This window comes from Ignavibacteriales bacterium, from assembly GCA_016700155.1.
Lineage (GTDB): Bacteria > Bacteroidota > Ignavibacteria > Ignavibacteriales > Ignavibacteriaceae.
Genome location: CP065001.1, coordinates 2,081,507 through 2,096,903, shown reverse-complemented (window position 1 = coordinate 2,096,903; position 15,397 = coordinate 2,081,507). Strand labels below are relative to the sequence as shown.

The window sequence follows — 15,397 nt, the reverse complement described above, 5'->3', positions numbered from 1 at the left end:
AGAAAACAGATTAAAAATTCTTATTTAAGAGAAATTGAGTTGAAAGATTTTACAATAGTTGTAGGGACAGTATAATAAGCTGTCCCTACAAACGGTGAAATTGATTATAACTCCTTTTACAGCTATATTTTGCAACAAAAATTCAGAAAAGTTTTAATGCGCCCCACTTATGCCGTAATTGATTTAAACAGATTAAAGAAGAACTTTTTAGGAATCAGGGAAAAAGCCGGCAAAACCAAAATAATGGCTGTAATAAAAGCTGATGCTTATGGGCACGGTGTCGAAGAAACAGTAAGCACTCTCAATTCTTTAAAAGATAAACGACCAGAATATTATGCCGTTGCAATCCCGGATGAAGGTGTTGAATTCAGAAAACTGAAAGTAAAACAGCCAATTCTTATACTTGAACCGTTTGATGTAATGCAGGTAAATAAACTTGTTGAACATGACCTTATCGCAACTGTTTTTACCGACAAACAACAAGGTATTCTTTTAGAAGGCACTAATAAACATCGACGGGAAAATCCTGATTTCAGAATAAAAGTTCATGTAAAAGTCGATACAGGAATGAACCGGCTCGGAATTCCTTACACTGAAGCATTCGACTTTATTAAAAATTTATTCTTCGATAAAACTTTTAAGATAGATGGGATCTATACGCACTTTGCGGGTTCGGATGAACCTGACAAAGAATTTACTTTACTTCAGCTTAAACGGTTTAACGAGTTAATCACCAAGCTAAAAAAAGAAAAGATACATATTGATAATATTCACGCCGCGAACAGCGGAGCTTTACTGGATATTAAAGAATCATATTTCGATATGATAAGAACAGGTATCGTAATGTACGGTTACTATCCTTCCAAAGAAACTTCCGAATCTATTAAACTCAATCCTGTACTTTCTTTATATTCCGAAGTATCTTCTGTAAAAATTATTCAAAAAGGTGAAACCGTTAGTTATGGAAGAACCTTTACGGCTTCAAAGCAGACAAAAATAATTTCTATTCCAATCGGTTATGCGGATGGGTTCAGCAGAGGATTATCAAATAAAGCAAAAGTGATTATTAATGGAAAACTATATCCGCAGATAGGTAATGTTACAATGGATAGAATAATGGTTGATGTTTTTGATGATGATATCAGAGTTGGTGATAAAGTAACACTGCTGGGAAAAGAAGCAGGTCTGGAAATAACCGCATATGATTGGGCAGAAATTCTCAGAACAATACCTTATGAAATTTTATGCGGCATAAGTAAAAGAGTGCCGAGGATTTTTAAATCATAATGGATTTTGCAAAAATATATATTGCGCAAAGTATCTCTGCGGCTGCTAATAACCTGCGGCTCAACAACCAGCAGATTGAAGTTATAGCTTTGCTGCGCGAGTCATTGATAAAAGCTGATAGTATTGAAGAACAGATCCGAAGCATGAAAAAGGTAACTGAACTTTCTACGCTTGCGATCAGGCTAAGTGAAATAATGAACTACCTGACACATGGTCAGATTGACCTGTTTAAAGTATCCGAAAAATTCAGAGATCACAGCCAATTCCTGATAAAAGATTTGAGTCATATGCTGGAGATGGTCAATCCGTCAACTTTGAAAGCATCACTTGAAAAAGTTAAAGCGGTAATCACATCGACTGAGAAGACTGATAATGGAAATAGTATGCTGATTGATCCTGCAAACAGAAATACTTCCGCATCGGAACTTGAGAATCCATTGATTGAAGATGACAGACCTGCCGTTGAGGTGATTGACAGCAAGGATAAAGAAGCCGCCTTTTTTCAGAATTATGAATCATCCGTTTTAAAACCAATTAAACAGATTGATCTTTTACTTAAGTCACTTCCAGAAACAGGTTTTGATAAGGATAATTTATTAAACCTTTCATCAGTAATGGAAAAGAATGGAAAACTTTCTTCAAGAATTGGTTTTGAAATAATTGCAGGTATGCACAATACAATATCACGATCACTTGGTTTGATTGCCAGGGAAGAGTTAATTCCCGACAAAGAAATCATTGAATCAATAAGAGCATGTTTGATCGTTATTGTTGCAGTAGTAAGAGGAAAAGAAGTTGATATTACCGCCTATCTGAATAAGGCTGAGTCATTCGGAAATTCACTAAATAAGTTAATAGTAAAGGAAAATAGTTAATGAAAGTTTACGCTGTAATAATGGCTGGCGGAGTAGGATCAAGATTCTGGCCGAGAAGCAAAGAAAAAATGCCTAAGCAGTTGTTGAAAATATTTGGTGAACGCACCATGATTCAGGATACAGTTGACAGATTAAAAGGAATAGTTGAGACAGAAAATATTTATATCATCACAAATAAAATTCAAAAGCCGGAAATAGTTGAGCAGCTTCCGGAAATTTTAGAATCAAACATCATTGAAGAACCATTTGGAAGGAACACAGCAGCTTGCATCGGGTTAGCGTCATTAGTAATCGGTAGTAAAGATGAAGATGCTGTAATGATAACTGTTCCGGCAGATCATATAATCAAAGAGAGAGAAATATTCCATTCAACAATACTAAATGCCTGTAAGTTTGCTTATGAACAAAAGGGACTTGTAACAATTGGTATTCAGCCAACACGACCTGAAACAGGTTATGGATATATTCAGATAGATGAAAGAGAAGTCACCGGTAATATACATAAGGTTTTTACCTTTGCTGAAAAACCAAACTACGCTACGGCGGTAAGGTTTTTAGAAAGCGGTGATTTTTTCTGGAACAGCGGAATGTTCATCTGGCGAGCAGATGTTATCCTTGAAGAAATTCGTATACTGATGCCTGAACTTAATGACGCCCTTGAACAAATAAAAGGTGATTTAGGCACGGGGAATTTTGAAAAAACTCTGTCGAATGAATATGGAAAACTAAGAAGCATTTCAATCGATTATGGAATCATGGAAAAATCCCACAGAGTTTTCCTTACGAAAGGTAAATTCTCATGGAGTGATGTTGGCAGCTGGGAGGAAGTATATCAGCTATCAGAAAAAAATCCTGATGGAAATGCAGTCATCGGAAATGTGTATTCAGAAATGACTAATGATACTTACATCTATTCACCTAACAAGTTTACCGCGGTATTAGGAGTTGATAATCTTATTATAATAAATACAGATGATGCACTGTTGATTTGCCGCAGAGATCAGAGTCAGGAAGTTAAGAAGGTGGTTGATCATCTTAAGATTAATAAGTTGACAGATCATATTTGATTGAAGCTCAGATGAAAAAGGTAATTACTGAATATGATGTTGAAAGCGCTTTTAAAAAGGGAGAGAAACTCATTCATCTGATTAAGGGAGATATAGTAACACCTTTAGCGAAAGACAGATCGAAAGAATTAGGAATTAAACTGGAAATCAGTACTGGTAGTCCTCATGCAAAAATTGACAGTAATGCAGATGTTCAAAAATCTAATTGGCAAAAAGTGTTTATCGGCGGCGATCACACAGGATTCAGGATCAGAAATTATCTGATTAATATTTTGACGTCAAAAGGTTTTGAGGTGGAAAACCTGGGTAGTTATGATGAAAATTCATGTGATTATCCTGATTATGCAATAGCGGTTGCCAAAGCGGTTAGAACAAATCAGAATTCATTTGGGATTCTTGTTGATGCCACCGGAATACCTTCAGCTATAACCGCGAATAAGTTAAAAGGAATTAGAGCTGCGACGTGTTATAACGAATTCAGCGCAAAGAGTGCCCGCGAACATAATAATGCAAACATCCTCGTGATGGGAGCCAGGACTCTAGGAGAAGATTCTATCAAATCAATTTTAGAAACATTTATACGAACAGACTTTGCCGGAGGCAGACATCAAAAAAGACTGGATAAAATTTCTGAGATTGAACAAGACTCTTAACAATTAAACAGTGAGCTTAGTCAATTTCTTATTTGGCTTTCAATTAAATATAAATTATTTTCTATCCCGAGTTTATTAAGTTTTGGTTCGGATAGTTGGGTGATATCTCACATTTAATTACAGAATTTAGAAATTTATCTTAAACATTTTTTCCCTGCCATATTTTGCGTCGCACCGAGCATAATGAGGGAGTCTTAATATCGCATATAAAGTTAAGGTTATTACGTGTTCATCTTAAACGCTCCAGTAGAAAAATCCATTGAGTTAGAAAATAAAATTTACCTCTTACAGGTTCGCTGTCCTGAAATCACATCCGATGTAAGACCGGGTCAATTTCTTAACGTGCGTGTTTCCGAATCAATGTATCCGCTGCTTCGAAGACCTTTTAGTGTTTGCGATGTTGATGATGAGCATCTTTATCTTATGTTCAATATACTTGGTGAAGGAACAAAAATTCTTGCAAGAAAACACAAAGATGAAACTATAGATATAATCGGTCCTCTAGGTAACGGATTTAATTTAGAAGGTGAGTTTGATACCGCAGTTATAGTTGCTGGCGGACTTGGTGCTGCACCTTTTCCATTCTTTACCAGGATGATTAAAGACCATAAGAAGATTCTGACATTCATTGGCGGACGTTCTCACAAGGATATAATTACTTACGGAATGCAGAATATTTCAATAGCTACTGAAGATGGTTCATTAGGTTTAAAGGGAAATGTAATTCATCTCCTTCAGCAGAATCTTGAGCAATTAAAATCTAATCGAATAAAAATTTTCTCCTGCGGTCCAACAGGAATGTTGAGAGCTTTAAAAGATTTTACAATAAAAAATAATTTTGATTGTGAAGTATCAACCGAATGTGCAATGGCTTGCGGGTTTGGTATATGCCAGGGTTGTCCAATCGAATCCACCGAACACCCTGATAAATATCATCTCGTCTGCAAGGATGGTCCTGTTTTCAATGTGAAGGATGTGCTGTTATGAGCAAAGTTGATTTATCAGTACAGGTCGGACCATTAAAATTCAGAAACCCGATAATGCTTGCATCAGGTACTGTCGGATATGGAAATGAAATTGCTGAATTCACTGACCTGAATAAGATAGGTGGGATAGTTACAAAATCACTTAGCTTAAAACCGAGAAAAGGCAACCCTCCCCAAAGAATAGTAGAAACACCTTCGGGAATGTTAAATGCAATAGGTCTTGCTAATGTTGGAGTAGAACAGTTCCTGAAAGAAAAAATTCCATTCCTTAAAAAATATGATGTACCGCTTATCTGCAACATAGCTGCAAGTACTGTGGAAGAGTATGTTGAATGTACCAGAATTCTTACACAGGAAGACTCGATAACAGCATTCGAGATAAATGTTTCCTGTCCCAATGTTAAAGAAGGCGGATTGCAATTTGGAAATGATGTTGCAGCCGTTGCAAAAATTACTGAAAAAGTAAAATCGGTTTCCACAAAACCAATAATAATTAAATTATCACCAAATGTATCTTACATATCAGGTTTTGCAAAAGCAGTCAAAGAATCCGGTGGCGATGCGGTATCAGCCATCAATACACTTGTCGGAACCTCGTTCAACATCTTTACAAAAAAACCAAAGATACACAACGTTAACGGCGGACTTTCAGGTCCGGCAATAAAACCTGTTGCGCTTGCAAAGGTACTTGAGATAAGAAAAGAAGTTGATATTCCTATCATTGGTATTGGCGGAATTATGGACTGGAAAGATGTAATTGAATTTATGATTGTTGGTGCGTCTGCAATCCAGTTAGGCACTTTGAACTTTATAAACCCGTCCGCTGCAGGACAGATACTTACTGAATTAGAAAACTATTGCAATAACTTTGGTATAACCAAACTATCCGATGTAACAGGCTCATATATCATTTAATAAAATGGATCTCCAATCTACTCTTAACAGATTATATTCGCTTCACACTTTCGGAATTAAACTTGGACTTGAGAATATTTCCAGGTTTCTTAAGTTCATTGGTGATCCGCAAAAAAAAATAAAGACGTTTCATATTGCAGGTTCAAATGGAAAGGGGAGTACATCATCGTTCATTGCAAGTATACTTCAGGAATCCGGATTTAAAACCGGTCTTTATACTTCACCGCATTTTGTAAAATTCAATGAACGTATCAGGATAAATGGTATAGAAATTCCCGATGAGTATATAGCAGGATTTGTAAATGAATTTGATAAACCAATTTCTGATTTTGAACTGACCTTTTTTGAAGTGACAACGGCAATGGCGTTTCAATATTTTGCTGATAATAAAGTTGACTATGCAGTAATTGAGACCGGACTTGGCGGTCGACTTGACGCGACAAACGTTCTTTCACCGCTTGCATGTATAATTACTTCAATTAGCCTGGAACACACAGCAATACTCGGCAATACAGTGGAACAAATTGCTGCAGAAAAAGGCGGTATTATTAAACAGCATTCAAAAGTGTTTTTAGGAAAACTTCCGGAAGCTGCTTCTAAAGTAATTGCTAAAATTTGCAATAATACTAACAGTGAGATTTTTTCCATTGATGATTATACAAATGAAAAAGAAAGTTCGCTTGAACTTTATACGGAAGAAATTGAACTTGACGAGTGGACAATGCCGCTTAAAGGTTGTTACCAAAAATATAACGCAGCATTAGCCGCATTGGCGGTAACAAAAACTCTTGACTCTGATGACTACAGTGCTGTGCAGCGCGGGATTAAAAATGTGATATTGAATACAGGTCTGCAGGGCAGGTATGAATTTTTCAGTACAAAACCTGATGTGATTTTTGATTCAGCACATAACCCTGAAGGAGTTATTAATTTTTTGAATGAGTTTGATTCCGGTCGAAAAAAATATAGCAGGACTAAACTGATTTTCGGTGTACTGGAAGACAAAGCAGTAAAGGAAATGTTATCACTTCTCTCAAAAAGTTTTGATGAAATTTTAGTGACATCAATAAATAATGAAAGAGCATGCAGTACAGACAAATTATTAAGTATCTGTAATGAACTTTCGATAAATGCCGGTGTGGTTACAAATCCGCTTGGCTACATTAAATCATTTATAAAGGAACATAAGGATAATTGCCTGGTTGTACTCGGAAGTATGTATTTACTGGGTGAGGTTAAAACAGGGTTGTTAAATATAAATTCTTGACATTATTTCTATTTAACATTATGTTTCAATCAAACCTCTAGTTCCTTTCAAAAAAACTGTTAAGTAAATATCAAAACCGCATTAACCATATCGGGATTAAAAAATCTTTGATAAAATAAATTCATAGTTTCATTCATTTAAAAATATTAGTTAGGGTTTCAGTATGCCAATGGATATATCCGATCTCAAATCAAAAAAAATTGTTGAACTCAATGCGATAGCTAAAGAACTGAACATCGCGGGTTACAGTGATTTGAGAAAGCAAGAGTTGATTTTTAGAATTCTCGAAGAACAAACCGCAAAGGACGGTCTCACTTTTTCAAAAGGTGTGCTTGAAGTGCTGCCGGATGGTTACGGTTTTCTGCGTTCTTCAGATTATAATTATCTGCCATCTCCGGACGATATTTATGTCTCGCCTTCGCAGATAAAAAAATTCAGTCTCCGTACAGGGGATTTTGTAAGCGGACAGGTAAGACCTCCGAAAGAAGGTGAAAGATTTTTTGCTTTGCTTAGGGTTGAAGCTGTAAACGGACTTGAACCGGAAGGTATACGCGAAAGAACTTTATTCGATAACCTTGTTCCTGTTTATCCGACAAGAAGAATTAATCTTGAATCCGCTCCGGGTGAATATTCAATGAGAATTATGGACCTGCTTTCTCCCATTGGAAAAGGTCAGAGGGGTTTGATAGTTTCACCACCTAAAAGCGGTAAAACAATTTTGTTACAGAAGATCGCTAATTCAATTACCAGAAATCATCCAGAAATAAAACTGATAATTTTACTTATTGACGAACGACCTGAAGAAGTAACCGATATGGAACGCTCAGTTAAAGGAGAAGTAATCAGTTCAACTTTTGATGAACCGGCTGAAAGACACGTACAGGTCGCGGATATGGTTATTGAAAAAGCAAAACGTCTTGTCGAGGCAAAGGAAGATGTTGTAATTCTTCTTGATAGTATAACAAGACTTGCCCGTGCGCACAATATTGTCGTTCCTCATAGCGGAAGGATTCTTTCGGGTGGTGTGGATTCCAACGCACTTCATAAACCAAAAAGATTTTTTGGTGCCGCAAGAAATACTGAGGACGGCGGAAGTTTAACCATTATTGCAACCGCACTGATCGATACCGGAAGCAGAATGGATGATGTTATCTTTGAAGAATTCAAAGGTACAGGAAACATGGAAATTGTACTTAACCGTGACCTTAGTGACAGAAGAATATTCCCTGCAATAGATGTTAACCGTTCCGGAACCAGAAGGGAAGACTTACTCATGAAAGAAGAAGATCTTTCCAAGATATGGATACTTAGAAAAATCCTTAGCGAGTTTACACCTGTTGAAGCAATGGACTTTATACTTGATAAAATGCGCGGAACAAAGAACAATAAAGATTTTCTTAACAACATGAATTCATAAAGAATTTATTGTTAAGGCAATAGTTTAAATTGAATCATCCCAATTAATTTCCATTGAATTATAAAGGATTGTAGTTCAGTTTGCATTTAAAAATATGATGCAAAAACTGTTATTCATTTCTCTCTGCATTTCTGCTTTTGTATTTGCACAACCGAGGCAGAATTCCATCCTGACGGAAACCAATTTTATTCCTCAAGGTAATGGATATGAATTATTTTTTTCATACCGCATCCCTTTTGAACGGATTGTTTTTGAAAAGAATCATGCCGGTTATAATGCTTCATTCCGAATAAATATTGAAGTGACTGATTCATCCGGGAAGTTTATTTCAAGAGGGATGAGCAGTAAAAAAATAAATGTACTGAGCTACGAAGCAACCATCTCAAAAAATCTTTTTGCCGAAGGATTAATAAATCTTGAGGTTCCTACAACTCGTGTAAAGATAGTCCCGGTCTTTACAGATAATATTACAAATCAAGAACAGCGAATGCCTCCAGTAATTACAACAGCAATAGTTGAACAAAGTGATTTTCTTTCACCATTTGTTGTAGAGAATAAAAAAAGTACTTGTAATGGAAATGAAGTTTCAAGGTTAGCTAACTTCGGTGGAGTGGTTCCATTCTCAAAAAAAACATATGATCTTTTAATTCCGTCATTTGATACTTCTTTAACTTCAGTAAAAGTTGTAATTATAAATAACAAGGATACTGTTCTGAATAAATCAATCACATCGTCAGGTGTACGCGGTTTAGAATTGGAAGAGTGTAATGGTTCAATAGTCATTAGTGATAAATCAAGTAACAATTCTTTTCAATTATTCCGAATCGAAAATTTTAATTCATCACTCGAAGAAGGATCGATCACGGTTTTTGTTTCAGCAACAGACAAATTCAAAAAAGAAAATATGTTCCAGGGAGATGTCAGGTGGTTTGATCGTCCCTTTATACTTTTTAACCAGGAAATCTCCGCCCGTACTTTGAAATATCTGGATGATGAAGAACTCGTGAGTAAAGTTCTGAAATCTGACGATGAGAAATATTTTAGTGAACTTTTAAATGTGTGGAAAAATTATGATCCTACACCCGACACAAAATTTAATGAGTTACTGGAGCAGTACTATCGCCGGGTTGATTATAGCATAAGGAACTTTTCCACCATCACAGGTAAAATGGGATGGGAGACCGATAGGGGCGAAGTATATATAAAATTTGGCGAGCCCGATAATATTTCACGGTCTTATGATGATCAGGGCAAAGTGGTTGAATCGTGGAGCTATACAACCACTTCAAAAATTTTTAGTTTTGTTGATAAAACAGGAACGGGTGAATTTGTTATCTTAAACAGTAAATGAAATCTTTTTATTTTACATGTGGTGATGTTAACGGAATTGGTCCTGAGATAACATTAAAGCTTTTTAACAGAATAAAATTTATCTCAAAACAGAAAATTATTTTCGTCTGTCCTCAAAATATTTTTGAACAATCTGCAAGTCTCATCTCTCCTCAATTCGAATACCGGTTCAATAAAAATCCTTTACACTTTGAAGCTGGTCTTGTAAATATTTACCCGATAAAAAAAGTCTCAATAAAAATAGGTAAGGCGACTAAAGAATCGGGGACAGGTGCTTATGATTCAATAATTACTGCTTTCAACTTTGTTAGAAACGATAAATCATCAGCTTTGATTACCTCACCGATTTCTAAAACAGCTTTCAATCTGGCAGGAATAAAATATAAGGGTCACACTGATATGATTGCTGATTGGTGTAAATCAAAAAATTATATGATGACTTTTCTTTCCGATAAAATGAAAGCTGCACTTAGTACAATCCACATACCATTAAAAAAAGTTCCGAAAATTCTTACCAAGGATTTAATAACAGGACAGATTCTCCTCTTAAACGAGATGTTGAAAAAAGATCTTGGTATTAAATTACCATCAATCGCAGTGTTGGGACTAAATCCGCATGCAGGAGAAGACGGTTTAATTGGTGATGAAGAGAATAAAATCTTATTACCCGCAATGAATTCCTTAAGATCCAAAGTCAAAGTTTACGGTCCATTTTCACCCGATGCATTTTTTGCGGCTGGTTTGTATAAACAATTCGATTTGTTTTTAGGTCTGTACCATGACCAGGCGCTTATTCCATTTAAGATGCTGAACTTTGCAGGTGGTGTTAATTACACAGCAGGATTACCAATTGTTCGTACGTCCCCTGACCACGGTGTTGCGTACGATATTGCCTGGCAAAATAAGGCAGATGAGACAAGTTTATTCCAGGCCTTCAGGTTTGCAGACAAAATTTTATCCAACCGGATGAAAAATGCATCCGCTAAAAAATAAAAACTATGAAGCATTAAGTACTGTTTATTCTCACCTAATGAGAACAGTAAACTACAAGGCATGGGCAAAATATATTTTCGCAATTTCAAAAAATCATTTAAGCAGGAACCCGAAAGTTCTTGAGCTTGCCTCCGGTGAAGGTAAACTTGCAAATTTTCTTCGAGTGTATTACCCGGACATAATTGTTTCCGACCTCAGTTTTGAAATGGTAAAAAGAATAAAAGGGTTTGAAGGTTATAAAGTCTGTTTGAATATGACATCACTGCCATTCAAACAAAAATTTGATTTGATAATTTGCGCCTTCGACAGCATTAATTATCTTACAAGCAGAATAAAAATACAGCAGTTCTTTAAATCAGTTAAAATGTTAATGAACCAGAATTCAATATTCACATTTGATGCAAGCCTACTTAACAATAGCTTAAAGTCAAACAAGTCTGTTACACTTAAAAACAGAGTGAATGGTATTGAATATAGCCAATCGAGTTCATTCAATACGAAGACAAGGATTCATAAAAATGAATTCATTATTCAAGACGGTGATAATAGAATTATTAAAGAAACACATAACCAAAAAATTTACGATTTTGATTTTTATTTTACTGCGGCTGAAAAGTCAGGTCTATATGTAAGCGAGTGTTTTAAAGCATTTACATTTGAAGAAGCTAAAGCTGTAAATGAAAGAGTTCAATTCATACTAAGAAAGAACAGGCAAAATGCTGACATTTGATAATGTTTCTTTTAACTATGCAAACCAGGAAGTATTCAGCGATATAAATTTTTCGTTGGAGAACGGTGAATTAAGTTTTTTGATAGGGAAGAGCGGATCAGGCAAAAGTACACTGCTTCAATTGATATACATGAATATTATGCCGGATTCAGGATCGGTTCAGGTTGGCGAATATAATTCAAAGACGATTAAACCGAAGCAGTTGCCTAAACTAAGGCGAAAGCTTGGAATAATTTTTCAGGACTTCAGACTTCTGACAGACAGAAATATTTATGATAATCTTTCATTCGTTCTGCAATCAGTAAGTACGCCTTCAGGAGAAATAAAGAAAAAAGTTAATGACGCATTAAGTGATGTTGGATTAATACATCGGCGATACAGTATGCCGGATGAGTTGTCCGGCGGTGAAAAACAGCGTGTTGCAATTGCGCGTGCAATTGTAAATGAACCGATGCTGATACTTGCGGATGAACCGACTGGAAATCTTGATCCGGAAACTTCGATGGAAATAATGAATATTCTTACCAAGATAAACGGCAGGGGAACTGCGGTGCTTTTTGCAACGCACAATTATGAACTTGTAAAGAAGGGTAATGCAAAAATTCTAAAGATAGAAAATGGTAAAGTTCTGAAAGCTGTTCTTAAACAGAAAGAGAATGCTTGATTCCTGGTTTCCCTTGGAGGAATTTTAAAATATTTTTAGTCACAGCATCTATCGGATCAAGTCCATTAACGTAAATCACTTTATCCTGTTTTTCATAGTGGCTTAGTACAGGTTTTGTAGTGCTTTCAAATATCTGCAGTCTGTGCCGGATAACATCTTCTTTATCGTCATTCCTGAGATAAAAACTATTCACAGCACCGCAATTAGGGCATTTCTCAGCATCCTTTACTTCACTGTAAATAAAAATACTTGAACATACTTTACAGGCACGGCGGTTAGTCAGGCGCTTAACAATTTCATCTTCGTTAGCGGTTAAATACATTAAATAAATGTCGTTGATATGTAATTCACCCAGCATTAAATCAAAAGCGGAAGCTTGTTCAAGAGTTCTTGGAAAGCCGTCAAGAATAAAACCTTTTTCACACTCAGGTTTTGAGAGTGTTTCTTTTATTATTCCTATCATTATATCGTCAGAGACCAATTCACCTTTATCCATTATCTCTTTAGCTTTTATACCAAGCGCGGTTTTTTCTTTTACAGCCTGACGGAGAATATCACCTGTAGAGATGTGCGGAATACTAAATTTTGCCGATAGAATTTTTGCCTGAGTGCCTTTTCCAACGCCCGGTGAACCGAATAAGATGAATTGCATTAGACTACCATAATTTTTGATTTAAATTATTACTATTAAAATTCTTAATCAAGTTGAACTCCGTAATCAATTTAACCTGATCGAGTCTTCACTGCCAGATTGATTTTCTCTCAGTCTAAGTGAATGAAAAAAATGTGCAAGTAATGATTTTGATTCCTCCATCATCAACCCTGAATAAACACTGATTCTGTGATTGGTCTTACTATTCTCTGCCAGATTTTGTACTGAACCGCACGCCCCGAATTTCGGATCGAAGACAGAAAAAAAAATACTTCTTACTCTTGCAGCCAACAATGCTCCGGTACACATAATGCAAGGTTCAAGCGTTACATAGATATCGCATTCACTAAGGCGCCAGTTGTCAAGGTAAGTTGCTGCAGAAGTTATCGCGATCATTTCAGCATGTGCTGTTGGGTCTTTCAGCATTTCAACCTGGTTATGACCTTTTGCAATAATTCTATCTTTATAAACAATTACTGCGCCGACAGGAACCTCATTATGATCAAAAGCTCGTTGCGACTCTCGTATTGCTGCCAGCATATATTTCTTTGATTCTTCTGAAAACAAAATGTGCTTATGATTTTTTATTAGTGAAACTCAAAAATGAAAAACGAGAGTTGATGAACTCCCGTTCCGCATTCAAAAGATTAAAATTTGATTGGGCGCAATTTAAACAATTGCGGTAAATGATAGAAGAAAAATGTATGATTATTTGAGAAGAATCATTTTACCTGTCAGCGATTTTGTGCCATTAGATAAAACATAAAAATATATTCCTGAAGGGGAGTTGACTGATTTAAAATTTACTGAGTGCAATCCCGAAGTATGATAACCTCTCGCTAAGGAAGTTATCTTCTCGCCGAGAGAATTATAAACTGATAAATCAATACTCCCTGATTCTTCCAAAGTAAAAGTTATCTTCGTCTCCGGGTTAAATGGATTCGGATAGTTTTGGTGAAGATGAAAATTATATTGCTTTGTATCTAATTCTGAATTATCACTTAATGTTGAATCTTCTGTGATTGTAATTACCTGGTTAACCTGCTGAGCTTCAAATGTTTCAATAACACCTGTCGGCCATTCTATCGAGATTGAATCAACAACAGTTGAGTTTCCTAAACCAAAATGAAGTTGGAGAGTCTGACCGCAATAACCATGTTGTCCGGCAACTTTTCTCATTTGCCATACAGGTGAACCATTTATAGTTGATTTGATTTTGACAATTGTTCCAATCGCTGAAGTATTTGATGTTGTTCCCGTGAGATTCATTTTCAGCCAATTGTTACTTCCGCCGGTGTTATGAAATAGTGCATTGTTTTCGTTTGCCTGATAACATTTCGCGACAAATAGATCGAGATAGCCATCGTCATCATAATCCCCGAACGCACAGCCGTAGGACCAGCCGCCATCCGTCGTTACATTGCTGCTGTCTTTTGTAAATGTGCCATCGCCATTATTTAAATACAAAAAATTATTTGTTTGAGCCGAGCCTGTGAAAGCATTCGTCACAATAAGATCAAGGTCTCCATCGTTATCTATATCTCCCAAATTACTTCCGAATGAACTTCCGCCGTCAGTCACTACAGAACCTTGAGTGATCCTTGTAAATGAACCATCTCCGTTATTCATATATAAAAAGTTTGCCTGGTTGCCGTAATTTGCGACAAACAAATCAAAGTCTCCGTCATTATCAATATCTTCCCAGTTGCTGCTGGTTGAATTGCCGTTATTGCTCACGATGTTTATTCCATTGACTTTTTCAAATGCACCAGCTCCGTTATTTTTGTAGAGTGCATTATGCTGATTCTCTTCATTTGTGACAAAAAGATCAAGTGTCCCGTTATTATCATAATCAACCCAATCGGCATTTCTCGAAGGCTGTTGATCGGTTACCTGCGGACCGGTAGTAATCGCAGTGAATGTTCCGTCACCATTGTTGTGATATAAAATGTTTCTCAGGTTACTGAAACTATTGCATACGTAAAGATCAATCCATCCGTCAGCGTCATAATCACCCCAGCTGCCGGTTTCCGAGTATGTGTTTCCGGTAGAGGGACTGAGTGAATTTTCAAAAGTAAAAGATCCATCTCCATTATTGCTGTATAACAGATTTGGCTGACCCCACCAGTTAGCCACGAAAAGATCAACGTCACCATCATTATCATAGTCACCCCATGTACTTCCGTCAGAAGCTTTTCCATCCTGAGCTATGACAACATTCGTGATTTTTGTAAATGTTCCGTTTCCATCATTCCGGTAAAGAAAATTATTTTGTCCAGCCTGGGGACCATTTGTGACAAAGAGATCGAGATCAGAATCGTTGTCATAATCAATCCAGTTCACGGCTCTTGAATCACCGCCATCGGTCGCAGGGCTTCCTGTTGTGATCTTTTCAAACTGCTGTGGTTTTATTGAAAAGGACAAGGATATAACAATTGCAAGTGTACAAAAAATTTTCACGTTTTACTCCTGGGATTTGTTGATGGCAATATAATGCTGGAAACCAGACTCACAAACTTAGAAGTGATGAACTATAGAAAT

At 36.3% G+C, this 15,397-nt stretch carries 15 protein-coding genes; 12 read left to right on the top strand and 3 right to left on the bottom strand.

The features are described 5' to 3' along the window. Positions 1-156 precede the first annotated feature (156 nt). The 12 genes from alr to IPM56_08755 all read left to right on the top strand — a co-directional run bounded on the left by alr (position 157) and on the right by IPM56_08755 (position 12,204). Positions 157-1,287, top strand: coding sequence for an alanine racemase (gene alr, locus IPM56_08810; GenBank protein QQS38019.1), 1,131 nt, complete (start codon positions 157-159; stop codon positions 1,285-1,287). Next, positions 1,287-2,162, top strand: coding sequence for a hypothetical protein (locus IPM56_08805; GenBank protein QQS38018.1), 876 nt, complete (start codon positions 1,287-1,289; stop codon positions 2,160-2,162). The genes alr and IPM56_08805 overlap by 1 nt, the downstream gene beginning before the upstream one ends. Next, complete coding sequence (locus IPM56_08800) at positions 2,162-3,229, top strand: mannose-1-phosphate guanylyltransferase (protein QQS38017.1); 1,068 nt, start codon at positions 2,162-2,164, stop codon at positions 3,227-3,229. Before IPM56_08805 ends, IPM56_08800 begins: the two co-directional genes overlap by 1 nt. Before the next feature lie 11 nt (positions 3,230-3,240). Then, a complete protein-coding gene (gene rpiB / locus IPM56_08795) occupies positions 3,241-3,882 on the top strand; it encodes a ribose 5-phosphate isomerase B (protein QQS38016.1) in 642 nt (213 codons plus the stop codon). Between the two features lie 225 nt (positions 3,883-4,107). Next, a complete protein-coding gene (locus IPM56_08790; protein QQS38015.1) occupies positions 4,108-4,869 on the top strand; it encodes a dihydroorotate dehydrogenase electron transfer subunit in 762 nt (253 codons plus the stop codon). Then, positions 4,866-5,783: a dihydroorotate dehydrogenase gene (locus tag IPM56_08785; GenBank protein QQS38014.1), complete on the top strand. Its 918-nt coding sequence runs from the start codon at positions 4,866-4,868 to the stop codon at positions 5,781-5,783. Before IPM56_08790 ends, IPM56_08785 begins: the two co-directional genes overlap by 4 nt. 4 nt (positions 5,784-5,787) lie before the next feature. Beyond that, positions 5,788-7,050 carry a bifunctional folylpolyglutamate synthase/dihydrofolate synthase gene (locus IPM56_08780; protein ID QQS38013.1) on the top strand — a complete coding sequence of 421 codons (1,263 nt, stop codon included), beginning with the start codon at positions 5,788-5,790 and terminating at the stop codon, positions 7,048-7,050. Between the two features lie 169 nt (positions 7,051-7,219). Beyond that, positions 7,220-8,467: a transcription termination factor Rho gene (gene rho, locus IPM56_08775; protein ID QQS38263.1), complete on the top strand. Its 1,248-nt coding sequence runs from the start codon at positions 7,220-7,222 to the stop codon at positions 8,465-8,467. Between the two features lie 94 nt (positions 8,468-8,561). After that, positions 8,562-9,818 (top strand): GWxTD domain-containing protein, encoded by a 1,257-nt coding sequence (locus IPM56_08770; GenBank protein ID QQS38012.1) that lies wholly within the window; start codon positions 8,562-8,564, stop codon positions 9,816-9,818. Beyond that, positions 9,815-10,810: a 4-hydroxythreonine-4-phosphate dehydrogenase PdxA gene (gene pdxA, locus IPM56_08765; GenBank protein QQS38011.1), complete on the top strand. Its 996-nt coding sequence runs from the start codon at positions 9,815-9,817 to the stop codon at positions 10,808-10,810. Before IPM56_08770 ends, pdxA begins: the two co-directional genes overlap by 4 nt. Next, positions 10,791-11,540 carry a class I SAM-dependent methyltransferase gene (locus IPM56_08760; GenBank protein QQS38010.1) on the top strand — a complete coding sequence of 250 codons (750 nt, stop codon included), beginning with the start codon at positions 10,791-10,793 and terminating at the stop codon, positions 11,538-11,540. The genes pdxA and IPM56_08760 overlap by 20 nt, the downstream gene beginning before the upstream one ends. Then, a complete protein-coding gene (locus IPM56_08755) occupies positions 11,527-12,204 on the top strand; it encodes an ATP-binding cassette domain-containing protein (protein QQS38009.1) in 678 nt (225 codons plus the stop codon). The genes IPM56_08760 and IPM56_08755 overlap by 14 nt, the downstream gene beginning before the upstream one ends. Here the strand turns inward: IPM56_08755 and IPM56_08750 are convergent. The 3 genes from IPM56_08750 to IPM56_08740 all read right to left on the bottom strand — a co-directional run bounded on the left by IPM56_08750 (position 12,182) and on the right by IPM56_08740 (position 15,316). After that, positions 12,182-12,856: an adenylate kinase gene (locus IPM56_08750; GenBank protein ID QQS38008.1), complete on the bottom strand. Its 675-nt coding sequence runs from the start codon at positions 12,854-12,856 to the stop codon at positions 12,182-12,184. The two genes, IPM56_08755 and IPM56_08750, sit on opposite strands and share 23 nt — an antisense overlap. A 66-nt stretch (positions 12,857-12,922) precedes the next feature. Continuing rightward, complete coding sequence (locus IPM56_08745) at positions 12,923-13,396, bottom strand: nucleoside deaminase (protein QQS38007.1); 474 nt, start codon at positions 13,394-13,396, stop codon at positions 12,923-12,925. Positions 13,397-13,564: 168 nt separating this feature from the next. Further along, positions 13,565-15,316 (bottom strand): VCBS repeat-containing protein, encoded by a 1,752-nt coding sequence (locus IPM56_08740; GenBank protein ID QQS38006.1) that lies wholly within the window; start codon positions 15,314-15,316, stop codon positions 13,565-13,567. Positions 15,317-15,397: the final 81 nt, after the last annotated feature.

Bases quoted from the DNA above. Each gene is read 5' to 3' on its own strand.
- rho (QQS38263.1), top strand. From the start codon at position 7,220: ATGGATATATCCGATCTCAAATCAAAAAAAATTGTTGAACTCAATGCG.
- IPM56_08760 (QQS38010.1), top strand. From the start codon at position 10,791: ATGCATCCGCTAAAAAATAAAAACTATGAAGCATTAAGTACTGTTTAT.
- IPM56_08785 (QQS38014.1), top strand. From the start codon at position 4,866: ATGAGCAAAGTTGATTTATCAGTACAGGTCGGACCATTAAAATTCAGA.
- pdxA (QQS38011.1), top strand. From the start codon at position 9,815: ATGAAATCTTTTTATTTTACATGTGGTGATGTTAACGGAATTGGTCCT.
- IPM56_08805 (QQS38018.1), top strand. From the start codon at position 1,287: ATGGATTTTGCAAAAATATATATTGCGCAAAGTATCTCTGCGGCTGCT.
- IPM56_08755 (QQS38009.1), top strand. From the start codon at position 11,527: ATGCTGACATTTGATAATGTTTCTTTTAACTATGCAAACCAGGAAGTA.
- IPM56_08745 (QQS38007.1), bottom strand. From the start codon at position 13,396: ATGCTGGCAGCAATACGAGAGTCGCAACGAGCTTTTGATCATAATGAG.
- IPM56_08800 (QQS38017.1), top strand. From the start codon at position 2,162: ATGAAAGTTTACGCTGTAATAATGGCTGGCGGAGTAGGATCAAGATTC.
- IPM56_08770 (QQS38012.1), top strand. From the start codon at position 8,562: ATGATGCAAAAACTGTTATTCATTTCTCTCTGCATTTCTGCTTTTGTA.
- IPM56_08750 (QQS38008.1), bottom strand. From the start codon at position 12,856: ATGCAATTCATCTTATTCGGTTCACCGGGCGTTGGAAAAGGCACTCAG.
- IPM56_08780 (QQS38013.1), top strand. From the start codon at position 5,788: ATGGATCTCCAATCTACTCTTAACAGATTATATTCGCTTCACACTTTC.
- rpiB (QQS38016.1), top strand. From the start codon at position 3,241: ATGAAAAAGGTAATTACTGAATATGATGTTGAAAGCGCTTTTAAAAAG.
- alr (QQS38019.1), top strand. From the start codon at position 157: ATGCGCCCCACTTATGCCGTAATTGATTTAAACAGATTAAAGAAGAAC.